At 33.3% G+C, this 19,111-nt stretch carries 18 protein-coding genes and 1 pseudogene; 12 read left to right on the top strand and 7 right to left on the bottom strand.

Annotated elements, in window-relative coordinates; all coding sequences use genetic code 11:
- The first annotated feature begins 288 nt into the window (after positions 1 to 288).
- The 4 genes from BMX64_RS13605 (at position 289) to BMX64_RS13590 (ending at position 3,771) form a co-directional block, all read left to right on the top strand.
- A complete protein-coding gene (locus BMX64_RS13605) occupies positions 289 to 1,035 on the top strand; it encodes an electron transfer flavoprotein subunit beta/FixA family protein (protein WP_091173183.1) in 747 nt (248 codons plus the stop codon).
- A gap of 102 nt (positions 1,036 to 1,137) precedes the next feature.
- Positions 1,138 to 2,106, top strand: coding sequence for an electron transfer flavoprotein subunit alpha/FixB family protein (locus BMX64_RS13600; RefSeq protein ID WP_091173429.1), 969 nt, complete (start codon positions 1,138 to 1,140; stop codon positions 2,104 to 2,106).
- A 141-nt stretch (positions 2,107 to 2,247) separates the two neighbouring features.
- Complete coding sequence (locus tag BMX64_RS13595; protein WP_091173180.1) at positions 2,248 to 2,877, top strand: bifunctional nuclease family protein; 630 nt, start codon at positions 2,248 to 2,250, stop codon at positions 2,875 to 2,877.
- Between the two features lie 69 nt (positions 2,878 to 2,946).
- On the top strand, positions 2,947 to 3,771 hold the full coding sequence (locus tag BMX64_RS13590) for a thymidylate synthase (RefSeq protein WP_091173177.1): 825 nt from the start codon (positions 2,947 to 2,949) through the stop codon (positions 3,769 to 3,771).
- A gap of 23 nt (positions 3,772 to 3,794) precedes the next feature.
- Here BMX64_RS13590 and BMX64_RS13585 read toward each other — a convergent pair whose 3' ends face one another.
- From BMX64_RS13585 to BMX64_RS13560, 5 genes and pseudogenes are all read right to left on the bottom strand, one after another.
- Positions 3,795 to 3,956 (bottom strand): early set domain-containing protein, encoded by a 162-nt coding sequence (locus BMX64_RS13585; RefSeq protein ID WP_244273304.1) that lies wholly within the window; start codon positions 3,954 to 3,956, stop codon positions 3,795 to 3,797.
- A 1-nt stretch (position 3,957) separates the two neighbouring features.
- Positions 3,958 to 4,505 (bottom strand): annotated as a pseudogene (locus BMX64_RS13580) (REP-associated tyrosine transposase).
- A gap of 181 nt (positions 4,506 to 4,686) precedes the next feature.
- The gene (locus BMX64_RS13570) at positions 4,687 to 5,274 is read right to left on the bottom strand and encodes a hypothetical protein (RefSeq protein ID WP_091173170.1); all 588 of its coding nucleotides are present in this window, start codon (positions 5,272 to 5,274) and stop codon (positions 4,687 to 4,689) included.
- Between the two features lie 5 nt (positions 5,275 to 5,279).
- Entirely contained in the window at positions 5,280 to 6,995 is a 1,716-nt protein-coding gene (locus tag BMX64_RS13565; RefSeq protein WP_091173165.1) for a hypothetical protein, read from the bottom strand.
- Between the two features lie 160 nt (positions 6,996 to 7,155).
- Positions 7,156 to 7,452, bottom strand: a complete 297-nt coding sequence (locus BMX64_RS13560) for an isoamylase early set domain-containing protein (RefSeq protein WP_091173162.1) — start codon at positions 7,450 to 7,452, stop codon at positions 7,156 to 7,158.
- A 239-nt stretch (positions 7,453 to 7,691) separates the two neighbouring features.
- Here BMX64_RS13560 and BMX64_RS13555 point away from each other — a divergent pair, with 239 nt between their 5' ends.
- From BMX64_RS13555 to porT, 4 genes are all read left to right on the top strand, one after another.
- Complete coding sequence (locus BMX64_RS13555) at positions 7,692 to 8,027, top strand: 2TM domain-containing protein (protein WP_091173158.1); 336 nt, start codon at positions 7,692 to 7,694, stop codon at positions 8,025 to 8,027.
- A 12-nt stretch (positions 8,028 to 8,039) separates the two neighbouring features.
- Positions 8,040 to 8,522 (top strand): dihydrofolate reductase, encoded by a 483-nt coding sequence (locus tag BMX64_RS13550; protein WP_091173155.1) that lies wholly within the window; start codon positions 8,040 to 8,042, stop codon positions 8,520 to 8,522.
- 559 nt (positions 8,523 to 9,081) lie between these two features.
- Positions 9,082 to 9,813, top strand: coding sequence for a bifunctional demethylmenaquinone methyltransferase/2-methoxy-6-polyprenyl-1,4-benzoquinol methylase UbiE (gene ubiE, locus BMX64_RS13540; RefSeq protein WP_091173151.1), 732 nt, complete (start codon positions 9,082 to 9,084; stop codon positions 9,811 to 9,813).
- Between the two features lie 23 nt (positions 9,814 to 9,836).
- Positions 9,837 to 10,565 carry a type IX secretion/gliding motility protein PorT/SprT gene (gene porT, locus BMX64_RS13535; protein ID WP_091173420.1) on the top strand — a complete coding sequence of 243 codons (729 nt, stop codon included), beginning with the start codon at positions 9,837 to 9,839 and terminating at the stop codon, positions 10,563 to 10,565.
- Positions 10,566 to 10,599: 34 nt separating this feature from the next.
- Here porT and BMX64_RS13530 read toward each other — a convergent pair whose 3' ends face one another.
- Entirely contained in the window at positions 10,600 to 11,328 is a 729-nt protein-coding gene (locus BMX64_RS13530) for a TrmH family RNA methyltransferase (RefSeq protein ID WP_091173416.1), read from the bottom strand.
- Between the two features lie 37 nt (positions 11,329 to 11,365).
- On the opposite strand from BMX64_RS13530, the gene tamL reads away from it, so the two are divergent.
- The 3 genes from tamL (at position 11,366) to accD (ending at position 15,991) form a co-directional block, all read left to right on the top strand.
- The gene (gene tamL, locus BMX64_RS13525) at positions 11,366 to 13,933 is read left to right on the top strand and encodes a translocation and assembly module lipoprotein TamL (RefSeq protein WP_091173148.1); all 2,568 of its coding nucleotides are present in this window, start codon (positions 11,366 to 11,368) and stop codon (positions 13,931 to 13,933) included.
- A gap of 60 nt (positions 13,934 to 13,993) precedes the next feature.
- On the top strand, positions 13,994 to 15,061 hold the full coding sequence (gene fbaA, locus BMX64_RS13520) for a class II fructose-bisphosphate aldolase (RefSeq protein ID WP_091173145.1): 1,068 nt from the start codon (positions 13,994 to 13,996) through the stop codon (positions 15,059 to 15,061).
- A gap of 75 nt (positions 15,062 to 15,136) precedes the next feature.
- Complete coding sequence (gene accD / locus BMX64_RS13515; protein WP_091173142.1) at positions 15,137 to 15,991, top strand: acetyl-CoA carboxylase, carboxyltransferase subunit beta; 855 nt, start codon at positions 15,137 to 15,139, stop codon at positions 15,989 to 15,991.
- Between the two features lie 125 nt (positions 15,992 to 16,116).
- Here the strand turns inward: accD and BMX64_RS13510 are convergent, their stop codons facing one another.
- Positions 16,117 to 17,367: an ABC transporter permease gene (locus BMX64_RS13510; RefSeq protein WP_091173139.1), complete on the bottom strand. Its 1,251-nt coding sequence runs from the start codon at positions 17,365 to 17,367 to the stop codon at positions 16,117 to 16,119.
- A 164-nt stretch (positions 17,368 to 17,531) separates the two neighbouring features.
- On the opposite strand from BMX64_RS13510, the gene purH reads away from it, so the two are divergent.
- Entirely contained in the window at positions 17,532 to 19,058 is a 1,527-nt protein-coding gene (purH, locus tag BMX64_RS13505) for a bifunctional phosphoribosylaminoimidazolecarboxamide formyltransferase/IMP cyclohydrolase (RefSeq protein WP_091173414.1), read from the top strand.
- Positions 19,059 to 19,111: the final 53 nt, after the last annotated feature.

The raw sequence follows: 19,111 nt of genomic DNA, 5'->3' as shown, positions 1-19,111 counted from the left end.
TTATATGTTGTATGTCTATTTTTCGAAAAGCAAAAATAAATATTTTAAACCACTTAAAAGCATAAATTAACCTAAATTAATTCAGGATTTATAGTGATATTTTTCAGGAGCCATTTCCGGCTTTCCGCTGTATCTTCCTGTGGTTAAAGAAACCACAGGAAGGATGCCGCTCCTATCCGGGCTACGAAATCGAAATAGTATTAAAAAAATATTATGCATGCATAGTATATTATTCGAATTAATATTTTAAATTTGTAAAAGAAATTAAGAATAATTAAATATATACTTATGAAAATATTAGTTTGCATCAGTCACGTTCCTGATACTACTTCAAAAATTAACTTTGTCAATGGTGATTCTGAATTTGACACCAATGGAGTACAATATGTAATCAATCCAAATGATGAATTTGGTTTAACGCGTGCTATTTGGTTCCAAGAACAACAAGGCGCAACGGTTACTGTTGTAAATGTTGGAGGACCAGAAACAGAACCAACTTTAAGAAAAGCATTAGCAATAGGTGCCAATGAAGCTATTCGTGTGAACGCAACTCCTACTGATGGATTTTTCGTTGCCAAACAACTTGCTGAAGTAATTAAAAACGGAGGTTACGATGTAATCATTGCCGGAAAAGAATCTCTAGACTATAACGGTGGAATGGTTCCTGGAATGATTGCTGGGATTTTAGGATACAACTTCCTAAATTCTTGTACCAACCTGACTGTTGACGGAACAAACGTAAAAGCTGTTCGTGAAATTGATGGTGGAAAAGAAACCGTTGCTACTACTTTACCATTAATCATTGGTGGACAAAAAGGATTAGTGGAAGAAAAAGACTTGCGTATTCCAAACATGAGAGGAATTATGACTGCAAGAACAAAAGCATTGACAATTCTAGAGCCTGTTGACGCTACTGTAAATACAAAAGCAGTGAAATTTGAAAAACCAGCTCCTAAATCAGCCGTGAAATTAATTGCTGCTGACAATTTAGATGAATTAATCAATTTATTACACAACGAAGCGAAAGTAATTTAGTAATCAGTTTTCAGTCTCAGTTTTCAGTTGCAAAACTTTAAACCTGACCCGAGAGCTTTGCTCGAACAGGCGAAGCAAACTTTAAACTTTAAACAAAAAATCATGTCAATATTAATATACGCAGAATACGCAGAAGGAAAATTTAAAAAAGTAGCATTCGAATTAGCTTCTTACGCAAAAAAAGTAGCAGAATCATTAGGAACAACTGTAACTGCGGTAACTGTAAACGCAGGAGATGTTTCTGAATTATCAAAATACGGAGTAGATAAAGTTTTAAAAGTAAACAACGATAAATTATCAGGATTTACTGCAAAAGCATATGCTGATGTAATCAAACAAGCGGCTCAAAAAGAAAATGTAAAATTAGTTTTACTTTCTTCAACAACAGACAGTATTTACCTTTCGTCACTTGTTTCAGTGGCTTTAGAAGCTGGTTATGCATCAAATGTGGTTGGATTACCGGTTTCAACGTCACCTTTTCAAGTAAAAAGAAATGCTTTTTCAAACAAAGCGTTCAATATTACTGAAATTGCAACAGACGTAAAAGTGCTTGGACTTGCTAAAAACTCGTATGGGATTTTTGAAACACCTTCAACATTAACTGAAGAAGATTTTAACCCAACTATTGGAGACAATGATTTTGGTGTAAAAGTAGAATCAGTTGAAAAAGTTTCTGGAAAAGTTTCCATAGCTGATGCTGACATTGTAGTATCGGCTGGTCGTGGATTGAAAGGTCCTGAAAACTGGGGAATGGTAGAAGAATTAGCAACCGTTCTTGGTGCAGCAACTGCTTGTTCAAAACCAGTTTCTGATTTAGGATGGAGACCTCACGGAGAGCACGTAGGACAAACTGGAAAACCGGTTGCTACAAACCTTTACATTGCGATTGGAATTTCTGGAGCAATACAACACATTGCGGGAATCAACTCTTCTAAAGTAAAAGTTGTAATCAATAGTGATCCCGAAGCACCATTTTTCAAAGTGGCTGACTACGGAATTGTAGGCGATGCTTTTGAAATTGTCCCTCAATTAATTGAAAAATTCAAAGCTTTCAAGGCACACAACTCTTAAAGCATAAAGCAATAAATCGATTTATTTGCTACTTAAAAACAAGATATTTGTATCTTTGCTTTTAAGTAGCATTTTTTTGTAAAAAAATCGCACCCTATTTATTAAAAAATAAGTATAACGTACTTACCCATTTAAAAAACTATGAGCTTAGTTAAATTATCCATAAAAGGAATTTCATATAGTCAGACCCAAAACGGAGCATATGCCCTGATTTTAAATGAGGTTGACGGGGAAAGAAAGCTACCTATAGTAATTGGCGCTTTTGAGGCGCAGTCAATTGCTATTGCCTTGGAGAAAGAAATAAAACCACCGCGTCCTTTGACACATGATTTATTCAAAAATTTCGCAGAACGTTTTGACATTGTGGTCAAACAAGTCATCATTCACAAACTGGTAGATGGCGTTTTTTATTCTAGTATCATTTGCGAAAGGGATAAAATCGAAGAAATCATTGATGCAAGAACTTCAGATGCAATTGCTTTGGCGTTACGTTTTAACGCTCCAATTTTTACTTACAAAAACATTCTGGATAAAGCAGGAATCTATTTGAAGGCAAATCCTTTGGAAAGCAATAATGATTCTCAGGAAATAGATGATGTCCTTTCAAATCCTGACACTTTTGGTCTTGAGGAAGAGAGCAATCAATCTGGAGAAACCTATTCTAAACACAGTCTGCAAGAATTGAATGAACTGCTCGATCAAGCAGTTTCCCATGAAGATTATGAAAAAGCAGCTAAGATTAGAGATGAAATTTCGAAGAGAGAATCGTAAATCGTTAATACGGTTATTTGTCAATTTGATTGCAAATAACTAATTAAAAAATCACCGAACCAACCAAAAATGAAGCAATATTTAGATTTAGTGCAACACGTGATGGAAAACGGTTGTCAAAAAGGAGATCGGACAGGAACAGGAACAAAAAGTGTCTTTGGATACCAAATGCGTTTCGACTTGAATGAAGGTTTCCCAATGGTTACAACTAAAAAACTGCACTTAAAATCTATTATCTATGAATTGCTTTGGTTTTTAAAAGGCGACACCAATATCAAATATCTTCAAGAAAACGGTGTTAAAATCTGGGATGCTTGGGCTGATGCCAATGGCGATTTAGGACCTGTTTACGGACACCAATGGCGCAACTGGAATAGTGAAGAAGTTGACCAAATCACGGATCTAATTAAAGAACTAAAAACCAACCCTAACAGCCGCAGAATGTTGGTTTCGGCATGGAATCCTTCTGTTCTTCCTGATACCACAAAATCATTTGACGAAAATGTAGCCGACAATAAAGCCGCTTTGCCTCCTTGTCACGCCTTCTTTCAGTTTTATGTTTCTGATGGTAAGTTATCGTGTCAATTATACCAACGTAGTGCTGATATTTTCTTAGGCGTTCCTTTTAATATCGCTTCTTACGCCTTACTTACCATGATGATTGCACAGGTTTGCGACTTCGAACCCGGCGAATTTATTCACACTTTTGGTGACGCGCACATCTACAACAATCATTTTGAACAACTCGAATTGCAATTGTCACGTGAACCAAAACCATTGCCAAAAATGATTTTGAATCCTAATATAAAAGACATCTTCGCATTCGATTATGACGATTTCACTCTCGAAGGTTATGAACCGCATGCCTTGATAAAAGGCAGTGTTGCGGTATAATGCAATAAAAAACGGTATTTTAGTTAGACTACTAAAACACCGTTTTCGTTTCCTGCAAACTCATTCCATTTGAAAGAATCTGCTTCCGGTTCATTGACAAACGTACCGTCAATTACATATTTAAATTCGTAGGCCGCATCTTTGTTTACCCCAAGCTGGTGCGAGCATCTTGCTCGTACACGCAATCTAATTCATGACGATTTCTAAAATAGAATGGTCGTTATTACCGTAGTTCCTAGAACTGCTATATTTCCAATCTATTGAATCGATTACAAATCCTGTTTCAACGGAATTGTTATGTATGTAATTTAGTTTTTGCTCAAATACTTTAAATGACCAAATTTCAATTGGCATATTATTTTGTTGCCAAAATTGTCTGTGTTTTACATTGCTATTTTTTATTCCAGCTCTTTCAAACATCCACAACATCCATTCCTTTCCGCTTTCTTGTGCATTTTCTTCAATAATTTTCAGCATTTTTCTTGAAGTATATCCTTTAAAATCTCTCATTAGACCAGAAGGGTCTCCTAATGAAGAACGGAAAATTAAATGAACATGATTGGGTATTAAGCAATAACCATAAAGTTCCATACCTTTGTTTTTTCTACAATGCTCTAACGATTCTATATACAATCAAAATAGGCAACTCTTGTAGAAACATCGATCCAATTGACCGTTGTAAATGATACAAAATATGCTCCGTTCTTTTCTCCAAATTTATATTTCCTACTCATAGATAATGCAATTTAATAAAAAACTACAACTTTTTAGGGTTGTAGTTTCTTGTGTTTTTACTTTGTTTGTGTGTACGAGCAAGATGCTCGCACCAGCGTTTGTGTTTATTTCTGCTCGCGCTAGCTGTGAGAAAAGCCTGCTCATTTTATTTGGCAGTCTTTTAAAAAATTATTTAAATAATTAGTTATAAATATAATCTCCCATTACTCGAACAACTATCCATTTCTTTTTTTCTTTTTTCATAATTACAACTTGTGGTCGTGTACTACCAAAGAAAGATACTATATCAAAATAAAACATAATGTATTTTTTATTCATATAATACATTGGCTCAGAAATAATTACAACTTCCTCAATTCTACTGTTCATATATTTAATAAGAAAATCTTGTTTTAATATTAAACCTGTCCCTTTTTCTAAAACAAAATTATACTGGGGAAAATCTTTATTCTTCCAATACCTTTTCAAAGTATCTTGTGCATATTGAGCATATATTTTATTCCAATGTTTGGCTACAAATAAACCATTTGTATAATCTATTGGATCTGTTGGGTCGATAATATGTTCAGCCCCTTCACCTCGGTTAAAGAGCCTTAAAGCTTGCTTGTTGCTTTCTTTATCGCTTTGTAGGATATATTTTCTATTTTTGTCTAGTTTTTGTGTTTCTAAAAATACATTTATAGGCTCATAATTTTTAATATATGGGCTTCTCGCACAAGAAAATATAAAAAAAGGCAGTAATATCCAGATTTTTTTTAAGAGTTTCATTGCTATTATTTTTTACAAGGTGTTCCTACTGGAGAATAGATACCATATTGCGAACCTATTTTCTCTGTATTTATTCTGGAAAAAATTCTTTCGCGGTCTTTATAGTTTTTATGGTTGGGATCATTAGGATAGTTTTTGTTGAATATGTAAGTCCTATCAAGTCCTCCCCAAGCCATATCGAGATAAACCTGACTGGGAAAACCTGAATCAACAGATTGGCCTGTATGAAACTCCTGAATAGTAGCTGCTATTGAGTAAACATAATTGTTAGCAATTAACTCATGATGGGCATCGGGCGAAACATTAGGATCTTTGGTGATTTGGTAAGCCACGTATGCATCATAAATGGTCGGAAAATCGCAAATACCGGAAGCACCACAGGCTTTATTTTCACCAAGTAGGCTTATTAAATAAGCATGAATTATCTCGTGAGCCATGGTAGTTGCAACGGATAAATCTGTCGGAGGAGAAGGATTTCCCACACCCTTGATATAGTTTTCGTTAAAAACCATATTAATGTCAAAATTTGACCCACTAACTGGCTTGGTTTCAGCTAAATTATTTTGATTACTTACTTGTCCAGTCACCATATTAATATTAAAAATAGAGCCTGGAGCACTAAAACGGCTAATCATTTCGGCAATATCGCTTTGGTTCAAATTTTTCAGCTTAGCTAATACTCCTTTCGTACACTCATCAAGTTGTGAGTCGTCAATTTGATCTTCTATGGCTTGTGCAATAAGTTCATCAGTTGCTGGTACGCCTACCCAATTCCCTGATGCTGCATCGTAAGTATAAACAAAACCATCACCGTAAACTTTACGTTCAAATGTTGGCCAAAATATAATTAAATAAGTGTAAGTTTCGGGATTCCTACTAACTGCAACTGGAGAAAGACTAGTTAAAACAGCTACCCATTTTCCATTTTTATATATTTCTCTAACAAACCTTTCCAATTCGTCTATATATTCAAATACTTCATTTTCTACTGGATTGTCAGGATATGTTATACCACCTGCACTACCGCTACTAGTGCCTCCACCCCCGCAAGCATTTGTCATTCTATATTCCTGCTCTTCGCAATCATTGCAAGTAGTATACAAAAACGCTTCTGTCGTAGTACCATCTGAATACGTAGTCACCCAATACCAATCTGTACATCCTTGGGTTTTACCCAAAATATTCTTTTTGTTTTTTTTTCTTGCAATTCCATTTTCAGTAAGTACTCCATTTTCAAATACATCTGACAACTCTAAGTATTGAAAAACAGTGTAGAAAGAAACTTTCCCCGAATAGTTCCCTTTCTTCTTATCCATATTCCAAATGGAGCGTATTACACTGCTATATTGATTAAAAGAATTTTTATTTTTAAATGTAACAATATTCGAGCGAACAATTTTATTATTATTTAGAAAGAAAATCACTTTGTTACTGTTTGAATCTTCAAAACCTTTCAACGATTTCAAGTCAGCGATAAGTAATTTTTCTGTGGTTTTTAAGTCATATATTTTTACCGTATTGTAATCAATAGCTTTTGTAAGTATGTTGATTTTTACAATTTGATCTTTCTTAGAGTTTACAGTAAATTGTTTGAGGTAATTTGATATCACATCATTATAAAGCATCGTGCTACTGTTATCGGCACTTGTTTGATCTTCTTTTTCACAAGCAGAAAAGGAAAACAATACTAAAAAAGTAATTAAGTAAGTAAGGTTCTTCATTATTAAATTAAAATTTAGATTAAGTAGTTAAAATCTTACTCCAAATATACTTAAAACAATAATAGTCTTACAAGTTTTTTATTGATTAATCGAATCAATATTAATTTATCAGTCGTTTTTAGTCCATAAAAAATCCGCTTCACAGCGGATTAATTTTTCATTAGACATACAGAACACTATTCTCTGCTCCGGCAAATTCGTTCCACTTAAAAGAATCGGCTTCCGGCTCATTGACAAATGTTCCGTCAATTACGTATTTAAATTCGTAGGCCGCATCTTTGTTTACATCGAAAACCCCTTTGAAAGTGCCATTTTTTAATTTGCTTAAAGCACCTTCAGCAACATTCCAATTGTTGAAATCGCCAACAACAGAAGCTTGACTTGCCTCTTTTGCCACTACCGAAAAAGTAACTTTACAAACTGGTTTTGTTTTTACAAATTGTTTCTTAATTGCCATAACTAACTCATTAATAGATTTATAAAACAAAGTAAACGAAACATATTGGAGTTTCAATAGCCAAAGTAAAGATTTAATGAAATACGATAAACAATGTTAATTTTTGACAAATTAAATAATTTAAACCCTTTTAAATTTACTATTCAAAATTCAGAAAACGTTTTCTTCCAAAATAATACAGAGTCAAAAACAGTGACTTTACAAAATAAATTTTACCTTTATGAACTAAAATACGATTGATGGAAAAAGAATTACACGAACAATATGAATATGCGAGAAGAAGAATAAAACAAAAGAAACGATTGTATTATCATTTTGTTCTTTTCGTTTTAGGAAGTTTGTTATTATTTGTTGCCCATAATTTCCTTGATAGCACTGTAGTTACTGATTGGTATCTTTGGATCATTACAATCTGGCTGTTCCTATTTATTCTTCATTTTATAAAAATTTTCATCACAGACCGATTTATGAATAAAGATTGGGAAAGAGAACAAATAGACCGTCTTGTCGCTTTGCAAAAAAAGAAAGTAGATCAATTGCAAACACAAGTAGCTAATGACGAACTTAAACAATAGCAAATAATAATTATGATAATAATGATTGCGGCTGTTGCCGAAAATAATGCACTTGGGAAAGGCAATAAATTAGTCTGGCATTTGCCAAATGATTTCAAAAGATTCAAAGCACTAACTTCCGGGCATCATATCATAATGGGAAGAAAAACATTTGAAAGTTTCCCAAAACCATTACCTAACAGAACCCACATCATCATCACCAGACAAAAAGAATATCAAGCTGAAGGATGTATGATTGTTGATAGTATGGAAAAAGCACTTGAAATTTGCCCCAAAGATGAAACCTCATTTATAATAGGTGGTGGAGAAATTTACAACATAGGACTTCCTTATACTGATAAAATAGAAATTACACGAGTACACCGTGACTTTGAAGCGGACACCTATTTTCCTGAAATAGATCCTAACGAATGGAAGATAATACTATCCGAATTCAATGAAAAGGATGAAAAACATCTTTACGATTATACTTATCAGACTTTCACTAGAAAATAAAACAAAAAAACATCCTTTTTACGGGATGTTTTTTTTTAACCATGATTAGAAGAAATGAACTACTCTTGAAAGAGTATTTGATAACATAAAATAAAAATTACAAATACTAATAAGACTCCAGAAATGGAGATTACAATATTTGATGTTTTTTGAGAATACATCTCAAAAAAGCCTTTAATACCAAATACCACGAAGGTACTAAAGACGAAAAAAATTAAAATTTCCAAAAACAAATTTAATCCTAAGAACGTGTGTTGCGCTTTAACTACAATACTGCTTTGTAAAACAGTATTTTCAAAACAGCTAACAAGAACAAATGAGATGATTAGCACTAAAAACATCCATTTGATTTGGTTCACTGACTCTCTTTTAATCATTTAATATGGTTATTTCTTGAACACAAATTTGTACAATAAAAACTGGAGTTGCAATACCCACTTTTAGTGATATTTCAAATAAAAGCATTTTTTGTTTTTTAAAAGAAATAAAACTCGATTCAAATTTTTGAAACTCATTTTTAGTTCATCAAGTTTGTCCTATATTTGTACAAATTAAAAAAATGTCAGAAAAGATAACTCCCTATAAAGATTCTGCCTTAGGCAAAAAAGAACAAGTTGCGCAAATGTTCGACACTATTTCAGGAAATTATGACAATCTTAATCGTGTCATCTCTTTCGGTATAGATATAAAATGGCGTAAAAAAGTATTGCAAATGGTTGCCAAATCCAATCCTAAAATAATTTTGGACATTGCTACGGGAACTGGTGATTTAGCTATTTTGATGGCACAAACCAATGCTGAAAAAATTATTGGTTTAGACATTTCTGCTGGAATGCTGGATGTGGGAGAAAAAAAAATCGCTGCAAAAAATTTATCTGGCATTATTGAAATGATTTTAGGAGATTCCGAAAACATGCCTTTTGAAGACAACTACTTTGATGCAATCACAGTTGCTTTTGGTGTCCGTAATTTTGAAACATTAGAAAAAGGATTAGCAGAAATTTTACGAGTTCTAAAGCCAAATGGCGTTTTTGTAATTTTAGAAACTTCAGTACCTGAGAAAACACCTTATAAACAAGGATACAATTTTTATTCTAAAAATATACTTCCAATCATTGGCAAAATATTCTCAAAAGACAATGTTGCTTACGGTTATTTGTCTGAATCAGCAGCTGCATTTCCTTATGGCGAAGCATTAAACAATATTTTGAGAAAAATTGGGTTTATAGATGTTGTAGCATTACCACAAACTTTTGGCGTTGCTACCATTTATTCAGCTTCAAAAAAATAATACTGGAAATTTTCAGCATGCATATGAAAAAAATTTTTGTCTTACTTTTACTTTCCTCAATAACAAAAGGATATCCACAGTTTACTAAAAACATATTTAGTAAAGACCCAATTATTAATTTGGAAAATTTCCAAAAGCAAAAATTACATTTTGGATTTTATTTAGGATTCAATTCTTACGATTTTAAGATTGATTATAAAACCGAATCACCCGATATCCTTGTCAATAAAACTACCGGTTTTAATGTAGGACTTGTTACTGATTTAAGACTGCACGAATACGTAAATCTTCGTTTTGAGCCTGGATTATATTACACTAAAAGAGATTTAAATTATGATGAAAGCTACTTTAGCACAACAAATGTTCCATTCACATCATCAAACAGGCTAAGAGAAGTCAACAGCACATATATTAATTTCCCTCTTTTATTGAAATTTTCATCATTGAGAACAGGAAATATTCGTCCATTCCTTCTGGGAGGCGCATCAGCAACCTTAAATTTATCCAGTAATTCTAAATCTAAGGATGATAATTTAGAACAACGATTTAGGGTAAAATCTTGGACTACAAATTATGAGTTGGGATTTGGAATCGATCTTTTTTCAGAGTATTTCATCTTTTCTCCTTCGGTAAGAGGTGTTTTTGGATTAAATGATGAACTAATCAGGGACAAAGATCCAAACAGCCCTTGGACTGGCAACATTGAATCTATGAAAACGAGAGCGGTATTCATAAATTTTACTTTTCATTAAAAAGAGAAAATTTGTCCTTGATAAAGAAATTAAATTAAGAATTTCTTCGAAACTCACTTAGAATTATAGCCGTAGCAGTCGCTACATTTAAACTCTCCGTTTTTTGCAGCTCTCCAAAACGAGGAATTGTAAGTCGGTTTGAAATTAGCTCTTCCAGTCCCATTGAAATTCCATTAGCTTCATTACCCATAACAATAACTCCTTCTGTTGGCAAAATAGATTTATATATACTCACCCCATCCATAAAAGTTCCATACACAGGAAGGTTTGTTTGAGCCACAAACACATTCAAATCAACATAATTCACATTAACTCTAGCTATTGAACCCATTGTTGCCTGAACCACTTTTGGGTTGTAAAGATCAACGGTTTCTTTTGTACACAAAACCTGTCTAATACCAAACCAATCACACAATCGCAATATGGTCCCTAAATTTCCCGGATCACGAATGGAATCGAGAGCTAAAATCAAACCTTTTTGGATGATTTGTTTTTCATCTGGCATTTTAAACACTGCCAAACAGGAGTTTGCGGTCGACAAAGCACTTATTTTTTTTAAATCGGCATCGTCAATAATTGTTTTTCTTTCATTGGAAACTTCCTCAAAATCATTTTGAGTTGAATACAAATGTTCCAACACAAAATTAGATTCCAGTAGTTCGCGAATCACTTTTACACCTTCGGCAAAAAATAATTTATTAGCGGTTCGATATTTTTTTTGCTGTAAACTCGTTATAAGCTTTATTTGGTTTTTACTAACCATAAAATAATGTACTTTTGAATTAAATATTATAGAACAATTGAAAAAAGTTTCCACAAAAATAACAGCATTTATTCTAATTGCAATACTAATTTCCGCTTGTAACGCTGTAAAAAGAGTTCCTGATGGCAAACACCTGCTTACAAAAAACGAAATTCTAGTAAATAACAAAAAAACAAGCGAAGAAAATGTCTTCAATCAATTGTATCAAAAACCCAACAGCAAGCTCCTTGGCTACCGCTTACGATTGAATTTATACAATTTAGCCAATCTGAATCCAGACTCTACCTATCAGGCAAAATTCACAAATAATCCAAAAAAATATGACCATATGTCCAAATGGTTATCGGCAAAACAAGTGGACAGATTAGGCAAATCTTTTTGGTACAAAGGCATTCATGATTTTTTAAAAAGCACAGGAGAACCTCCGGTCATAATCGACAATGCAAAAACAGATAAATCCATATTACGCTTGAGATACTATTATTTCAATAATGGCTTTTTTAATGTAAAAGCTACTTATAAAGTAGACAGCTTAAAAGCAAAAAAGGCCAAGATAAATTATGTAATTACAACTGGAGAACCTTATTTTTTAGACTCATTAAACACTACTATTTCAACCCCAATTTTAGACTCATTGTATGCGATTGAGAAAAATAATAGTTTTATTAAATCCGGAAAACAATACAAAACCGAAGATTTTGAGAACGAAAAAAATCGAATCACCACACATTTCAGAAACAATGGTGTTTATTTTTTCCAACCCAATTACGTGAATTTTGATATTGATACAATCAAAAAAATAAATAAGGCAAATGTAAATTTAATCATAAACAATTATTCATATCAAGAAAGAGATTCCAGTAAAACAGAACCTTTTAAAATGTATAGAATCAGCGATGTAAACATTTATACGGATTACTCCGCTAGTACGGCAAATGAAAAATTTACAGACAGCGCGACATACAATAACTTTAATTTATTTAGTCACAAAAAATTAAAATACAAACCTAAGGCTATAACAAATGCAGTTTTCATCACAAAAGGCGGGTTATATGCGGATTACAAAACTGTTTTAACGACTCGATATCTAAATAATCTCAAAATTTTTAATTACCCATCGGTTCAGTATGAAGTGGATAAAAGAGACTCTACCGCAAGTTCCTTGATTGCAAAGGTATATTTGACTCCAAGAAAAAAATACAGTTTTGGAGCCTCTTTTGACGTAACACACTCAAACATACAGGATATTGGAATTTCATTTAGCCCTTCTTTATCGATCCGAAATGTATTTAACGGTGCTGAAACCTTAGAAATTTCAGGTCGGACCAATATTGGCTCTTCAAAAGATTTAGCCAATCCTAACAATCAATTTTTTAATGTCTCCGAGTATGGACTTGATTTCAAATTAAACATTCCACGTATTTTCATGCCATTTAGAACTGAAAAAATCATTCCCAAAAGCATGATTCCTTCCACATTAATAGCAGTAGGTTTCGCTACACAAAAAAATATTGGATTAGACAAAGAAAATTTCACTGGTGCATTCACTTACAATTGGACGCCAAAAAGATATTATACAGCCCGATTCGACCTGTTCAACATTCAATTTGTAAGAAACCTAAATCCACAAAATTATTTCAATGTATATAGTTCTTCGTACAGGGCTTTAAATAGTTTGGGTAAAGAATACAATACGGATCCTTCCTATTTTAATAATAACGTTGATAAAGATTTAATAATTGAAAAAGGAACCGCTGGATTTACTAATGACGTGTTATCCGGTAATGCTAACTTTTTGAAACCAATTACAGCCGAAAATTTTCAAACAATAAAAAGCATTGAAGAGCGAAGACTGAGACTTACTGAGAACGATTTTATTTTAGCTACAAGTTTTACTTTTTCAAAGACGACTAAAAAAGACTTAGCTGACAAAGGATTTTATCTTTTTAAAACTAAAATAGAATCTGCAGGAACACTTTTATCTCTATTTGCAAAAACCACTAATCAAGATAAAAATTCAAATGGAAATTATGATATATTCAATTTAGAATATTCAGAATACATAAAAACAGAATTTGATTATATCAAACATTGGGATTTAACCAAAGAAAAAATATTTGCAATTAGAAGTTTTTTTGGAATAGCAATTCCCTTTGGAAACTCGGACAACATTCCTTTTTCAAGAAGTTATTTTTCTGGGGGATCCAACGACAATAGAGCTTGGCAACCCTATAGCTTAGGCCCCGGAAGTAGCGGAGCAACGAATGATTTCAATGAAGCCAATCTTAAAATTGCCCTTAGTGCCGAATATCGATTTAAAATATTAGGTAGCCTTAAAGGAGCACTTTTTGCAGATGCAGGAAACATCTGGAATGTACTTGATAATGTTGAAGATGAAAAATCAAGTTTTACTAGTTTGAGTGACTTAAAAGAGATTGCATTAGGTTCTGGATTTGGCTTTCGATACGACTTGAGTTTTTTTGTAATCCGTTTTGATTTCGGATTTAAAACCTACAATCCATCCAGCGAAATAGGCAAAAGATGGTTTCGAGAATACAATTTCGGAAACTCAGTTTTAAATTTCGGAATAAATTATCCGTTCTAATGCTAATTAATTCTTATTTTTGCAAAACTAAAAACTAAAAAAATAACTAAAAAAATCACAATGGCACATAACATAAAACCAGGCGTAGCTACAGGAGATCAGGTACAAGAAATTTTTAATTATGCTAAAGAAAAGGGATTTGCACTTCCGGCAGTAAATGTTACCGGATCAAATACTATCAATTGCGTTCTTGAAACTGCAGCAAAACTGAATGCTCCGGTTATTATTCAATTCTCTAATGGAGGAGCACAATTTAATGCTGGAAAAGGACTTTCTAATGCAGGTGAAAAAGCAGCTATCGCTGGTGGAATTGCTGGCGCATTACACATTCATACATTAGCGGAAGCATACGGAGCAACGGTAATTTTACATACTGACCATTGCGCAAAAAAATTATTGCCTTGGATTGACGGTTTGTTAGATGCTTCAGAAGCACACTTTGCCAAAACCGGAAAACCATTGTACTCTTCTCACATGATTGATTTATCTGAAGAGCCAATCGAAGAAAATATCGAAATTTGCAAAGGCTATTTAGCCCGAATGAGCAAAATGGGAATGACACTTGAAATCGAACTTGGAATTACTGGTGGTGAAGAAGACGGTGTTGACAACTCAGATGTTGACAGTTCAAAATTATACACGCAACCTGAAGAAGTTGCTTACGCTTACGAAGAACTTTCTAAAGTAAGTCCTAGATTTACAATTGCTGCTGCTTTTGGAAACGTACACGGGGTTTACAAACCAGGAAATGTAAAATTGACTCCAAAAATCTTAAAAAATTCTCAAGATTTTGTTCAAAATAAATTCAATACAGGTCACAACCCAGTGGATTTCGTTTTCCACGGTGGTTCAGGTTCTACATTGGAAGAAATCAGAGAAGGAATTAGCTACGGTGTAATAAAAATGAATATCGATACTGATTTACAATTTGCTTTTACGGAAGGTATTCGTGATTATATGGTCAAAAACATCGACTATTTAAAAACTCAAATTGGAAATCCAGAAGGTGCTGATGCTCCAAACAAAAAATATTACGACCCAAGAAAATGGTTACGTGAAAGTGAAATTACTTTCAATACAAGACTTGAACAAGCATTTGCTGACTTAAACAACGTGAATACATTATAATAAAAAGTTTAAAGTTTCAGGTTTAAGGTTTCAAAACTTTAAACTTTAAACCTGAAACAACAAAAACAATAAAATATGGCTTGGTTTAAAAGAAAAGAAAAAGGGATTACTACAGCTACCGAAGACAAAATGGATATTCCAAAAGGACTTTGGTACAAATCTCCAACTGGAAAAGTTATTGATGCCGAAGAACTAGCTCGTAACTTATTTGTAAGTCCTGAAGATGGTTTCCATGTTAGAATTGGAAGTACAGAGTATTTTCAAATTTTATTTGACAACAATGAGTTTGTTGAATTAGATAAAAACATGACTTCTAAAGATCCTTTGCATTTTGTTGACACAAAAAAATATGCAGATCGATTAAAAGATGTTATGGAGAAAACTAAACTTAAGGATGCAGTTCGCACTGGAGTTGGAAAATCCAAAGGAAAAGACATTGTGATTTGCTGTATGGATTTTGCCTTTATCGGTGGTTCTATGGGAGCTGTTGTAGGTGAAAAAATTGCCAGAGGAATTGACCATGCGATCAAAAACAAACTACCCTTTGTAATGATTTCAAAATCCGGTGGAGCACGAATGATGGAAGCGGCTTATTCTTTAATGCAATTAGCAAAAACATCTGTAAAACTCGCTCAACTTGCCGAAGCAAAACTTCCGTACATTTCATTGTGTACAGACCCAACAACCGGAGGAACAACTGCTTCTTACGCGATGCTGGGTGACATCAACATTTCTGAACCAGGCGCATTAATAGGATTTGCAGGACCAAGAGTTGTAAGAGACACGACAGGTAAAGATTTACCAGAAGGTTTTCAAACTGCAGAGTTTCTTCTTGAACATGGTTTCTTAGACTTTATTACACCAAGAAAAGAATTGAAAGACAAAATCAACTTGTACATTGATTTGATTCAGAACAATAATATTAGATAAACAAAATAATCCCGATAATTCAGGGTTGTTTGTTTAATCGAAATACTTATTACATATTTAAAAAAGGGCTTCTAAATAATTATTTAGAAGCCCTTTTGTTTGATCAAATTCGAGAGTCAAATATATTACATCCCTGTTCTAATTGCCTCAACTGGATCCAATTTAGAAGCAGCTATTGCAGGAAGAATTCCAGAAATCAGTCCGATTAAAGCAGCCAGACCAGTCCCTAAGAAAATATTACCCATCCCTAAAACAAATTCAAAATCTAAAGCTTTTGTTACAACAAGAGCAATAACCCAGACCAAAAGCAGTCCTATTACCCCTCCAATAACAGATAAAATTATGGCTTCGAATAAAAACTGAAACAATATAAACCTGTTTTTTGCTCCCAATGATTTCTGAATACCAATTAAGTTGGTCCGTTCTTTTACGGAAACAAACATAATATTAGCGATCCCAAAACCACCTACAAGCAGCGAGAACCCACTTATCACCCATCCTACCAAATTCATTTGTCCTAAAATCCCATCAATAAGATCTGTAAAACCCGAAAACACATTAATAAAAAAATTATCGATTTCCCCGGCTTTTAACCCTCTGAAACTTCTTAATTTCTGAGATATTTCCCCTTTATAAGCGTCCATATCTACTCCTTCTTGAGGTTTAAAAATAATAACATTTACTAAAGAAGTATTGTTATCGCCGTACAATTGCCGAACAAAATTGACTGGAATAAAAGCCGAAGTATCATCACTATCTCCAAACAGACCTGCTCCTTGCTTTTTTAAAACACCAATAACTGTAAAACGCTTACCGTACAAACGTATGTTTTTCCCAATGGGCTCTGAACCCTCAAATAAGGACTTTGCAATTTCATTTCCTAACACAACAACCGTAGTTCCTGAATTAGCCTCAGATTCATTGTAAAACCTTCCTTTTTCAAATTCTAATCCCTGAATATCGATCAGTTCATGAGAAGCAGGCACTATGTTTACGTCACTAACCGTTTTAGAATCGTATTTAATAGATTCCCTTCTGGTAAATATTTGATACCCCATTTGATCTGTATTCGTCATTGCTCCTTTCATGTAAGTATACTCATCATACTTTACATTAGGAAACTGCTCTCTTTTCCATTGCGGAATATCTGATGGTCCGAAAGAAAATTTCATTAAATAAATCGTGTTTTTATCCAGACTGCTTAAATCTTTGGTGATTTTCCTATCCAAAGAATCTACAGCAGCAAGCACAGCTATTATTGAAAATATCCCAATAGTAACCCCTAATAAAGAAAGTAAGGTTCTTAATTTATTGTTCCGTAAAGCATTCATTGCAAAACCAAAACTCTCTTTTAATAACCGAAGATATACTAACATAAAAACTTTTTTGCGTTAAGGTAAAATTCTATATATTTTTTTCATAAACCTAATAAAAAACCACCTACCAATTGGTAGGTTTTTTTAAGATAATGTTACATAAATTCATTGAAATTTATAATCAAAAAAAAACTATTTTTGCATTTTATAATTATAACTACACAATGAACACAACAAAAACAATTCAATCTGCACTAATCTCGGTTTTTTCAAAAGAAGGTCTTGAGCCAATTGTAAGAAAACTACACTCTCAAAACGTAACGTTTTATTCAACTGGAGGCACCGAAGATTTTATAAAAAATTTAGGAATCCCTGTAGTCCCTGTTGAAGATGTAACTTCCTATCCTTCAATTCTTGGAGGAAGAGTTAAAACATTACACCCAAAAGTATTTGGAGGAATTTTAAACCGTCAGGACAACGATAGTGATGTGCAACAAATGCAAGAATTCAATATCCCTCAAATTGATTTGGTAATTGTTGACTTATATCCTTTTGAAAAAACGGTTGCTTCAGGAGCAAGTGAAGAAGATATTATTGAAAAAATAGATATTGGCGGTATTTCTTTGATACGTGCAGCTGCAAAAAACTTTAAAGACACCGTAATTGTAGCTTCGGTTGACGAATATAGTTTGCTTTTGGATATGATTACGGAACAAAACGGAGCAACTACTCTTTCCGATAGAAAATTATTGGCAACAAAAGCATTTCATGTTTCATCGCATTACGATACTGCAATATTCAATTATTTCAATACGGACGAAACTATATACAAACAAAGTATTGCTAACGGTCAAGTTTTAAGATACGGTGAAAACCCACATCAAAAAGGATTTTTCTTCGGTGATTTTGATGCTATGTTCAAAAAAGTTCACGGAAAAGAATTGTCTTACAATAATTTATTAGACGTAGATGCCGCAGTAAATTTGATTAATGAATTCAAAAATGACGGTCCTACATTTGCCATATTGAAACACAACAATGCTTGTGGTTTAGCAACAAGAAAAAACATCAATGAAGCCTATTTAGCCGCATTAGCTTGTGATCCTACTTCAGCTTTTGGAGGTGTTTTAATTTCGAATACAAAAATTGATGTAGCAACTGCCACCGAAATAAACAAATTATTTTGCGAAGTTGTCATTGCTCCAGAATACGACACAGAAGCCACCGCAATTCTACAAGAGAAGAAAAACAGAATTATATTAGTTCAAAACGAAGTAGCATTACCGCAAAAACAAGTAAGAACTTGCTTAAACGGAATTTTAGTTCAAGAAAGAAATAACATAACTGACAATAAAGAAGACTTAAGAACCGTTACTACTACAGCACCAACTGAAGAAGAAATTCAGGATTTAATTTTTGCTTCTAAAATTTGCAAAAACACAAAATCAAATACGATTGTTTTTGCAAAAAACGGCACACTTATTGCGTCTGGCACAGGGCAAACATCAAGAGTTGACGCCTTATTGCAAGCTATTGAAAAAGCAAAAACTTTTGGGTTTGATTTACATGGGGCGTCTATGGCAAGCGATGCTTTCTTCCCTTTTCCAGATTGTGTAGAAATAGCTAAAGAAGCAGGAATAACTGCTGTAATTCAGCCTGGAGGGTCCATTAAAGACGAATTAAGCATCAATTATTGTAATGAAAATAAAGTTACAATGGTATTTACAGGAACTCGTCATTTTAAACATTAATTTGTTTAACTTTGCGCGTCACAAATTTATAACTTTTTAACCCTTAAAAAACT

This window comes from Flavobacterium sinopsychrotolerans (assembly GCF_900110375.1).
Lineage (GTDB): Bacteria > Bacteroidota > Bacteroidia > Flavobacteriales > Flavobacteriaceae > Flavobacterium > Flavobacterium sinopsychrotolerans.
This window is presented reverse-complemented; position numbering and strand designations above follow the sequence as displayed.

Bases quoted from the DNA above. Each gene is read 5' to 3' on its own strand.
- BMX64_RS13605 (WP_091173183.1), top strand. From the start codon at position 289: ATGAAAATATTAGTTTGCATCAGTCACGTTCCTGATACTACTTCAAAA.
- BMX64_RS13600 (WP_091173429.1), top strand. From the start codon at position 1,138: ATGTCAATATTAATATACGCAGAATACGCAGAAGGAAAATTTAAAAAA.
- BMX64_RS13595 (WP_091173180.1), top strand. From the start codon at position 2,248: ATGAGCTTAGTTAAATTATCCATAAAAGGAATTTCATATAGTCAGACC.
- BMX64_RS13590 (WP_091173177.1), top strand. From the start codon at position 2,947: ATGAAGCAATATTTAGATTTAGTGCAACACGTGATGGAAAACGGTTGT.
- BMX64_RS13570 (WP_091173170.1), bottom strand. From the start codon at position 5,274: ATGAAACTCTTAAAAAAAATCTGGATATTACTGCCTTTTTTTATATTT.
- BMX64_RS13565 (WP_091173165.1), bottom strand. From the start codon at position 6,995: ATGAAGAACCTTACTTACTTAATTACTTTTTTAGTATTGTTTTCCTTT.
- BMX64_RS13560 (WP_091173162.1), bottom strand. From the start codon at position 7,452: ATGGCAATTAAGAAACAATTTGTAAAAACAAAACCAGTTTGTAAAGTT.
- BMX64_RS13555 (WP_091173158.1), top strand. From the start codon at position 7,692: ATGGAAAAAGAATTACACGAACAATATGAATATGCGAGAAGAAGAATA.
- BMX64_RS13550 (WP_091173155.1), top strand. From the start codon at position 8,040: ATGATAATAATGATTGCGGCTGTTGCCGAAAATAATGCACTTGGGAAA.
- ubiE (WP_091173151.1), top strand. From the start codon at position 9,082: ATGTCAGAAAAGATAACTCCCTATAAAGATTCTGCCTTAGGCAAAAAA.
- porT (WP_091173420.1), top strand. From the start codon at position 9,837: ATGAAAAAAATTTTTGTCTTACTTTTACTTTCCTCAATAACAAAAGGA.
- BMX64_RS13530 (WP_091173416.1), bottom strand. From the start codon at position 11,328: ATGGTTAGTAAAAACCAAATAAAGCTTATAACGAGTTTACAGCAAAAA.
- fbaA (WP_091173145.1), top strand. From the start codon at position 13,994: ATGGCACATAACATAAAACCAGGCGTAGCTACAGGAGATCAGGTACAA.
- accD (WP_091173142.1), top strand. From the start codon at position 15,137: ATGGCTTGGTTTAAAAGAAAAGAAAAAGGGATTACTACAGCTACCGAA.
- BMX64_RS13510 (WP_091173139.1), bottom strand. From the start codon at position 17,367: ATGTTAGTATATCTTCGGTTATTAAAAGAGAGTTTTGGTTTTGCAATG.
- purH (WP_091173414.1), top strand. From the start codon at position 17,532: ATGAACACAACAAAAACAATTCAATCTGCACTAATCTCGGTTTTTTCA.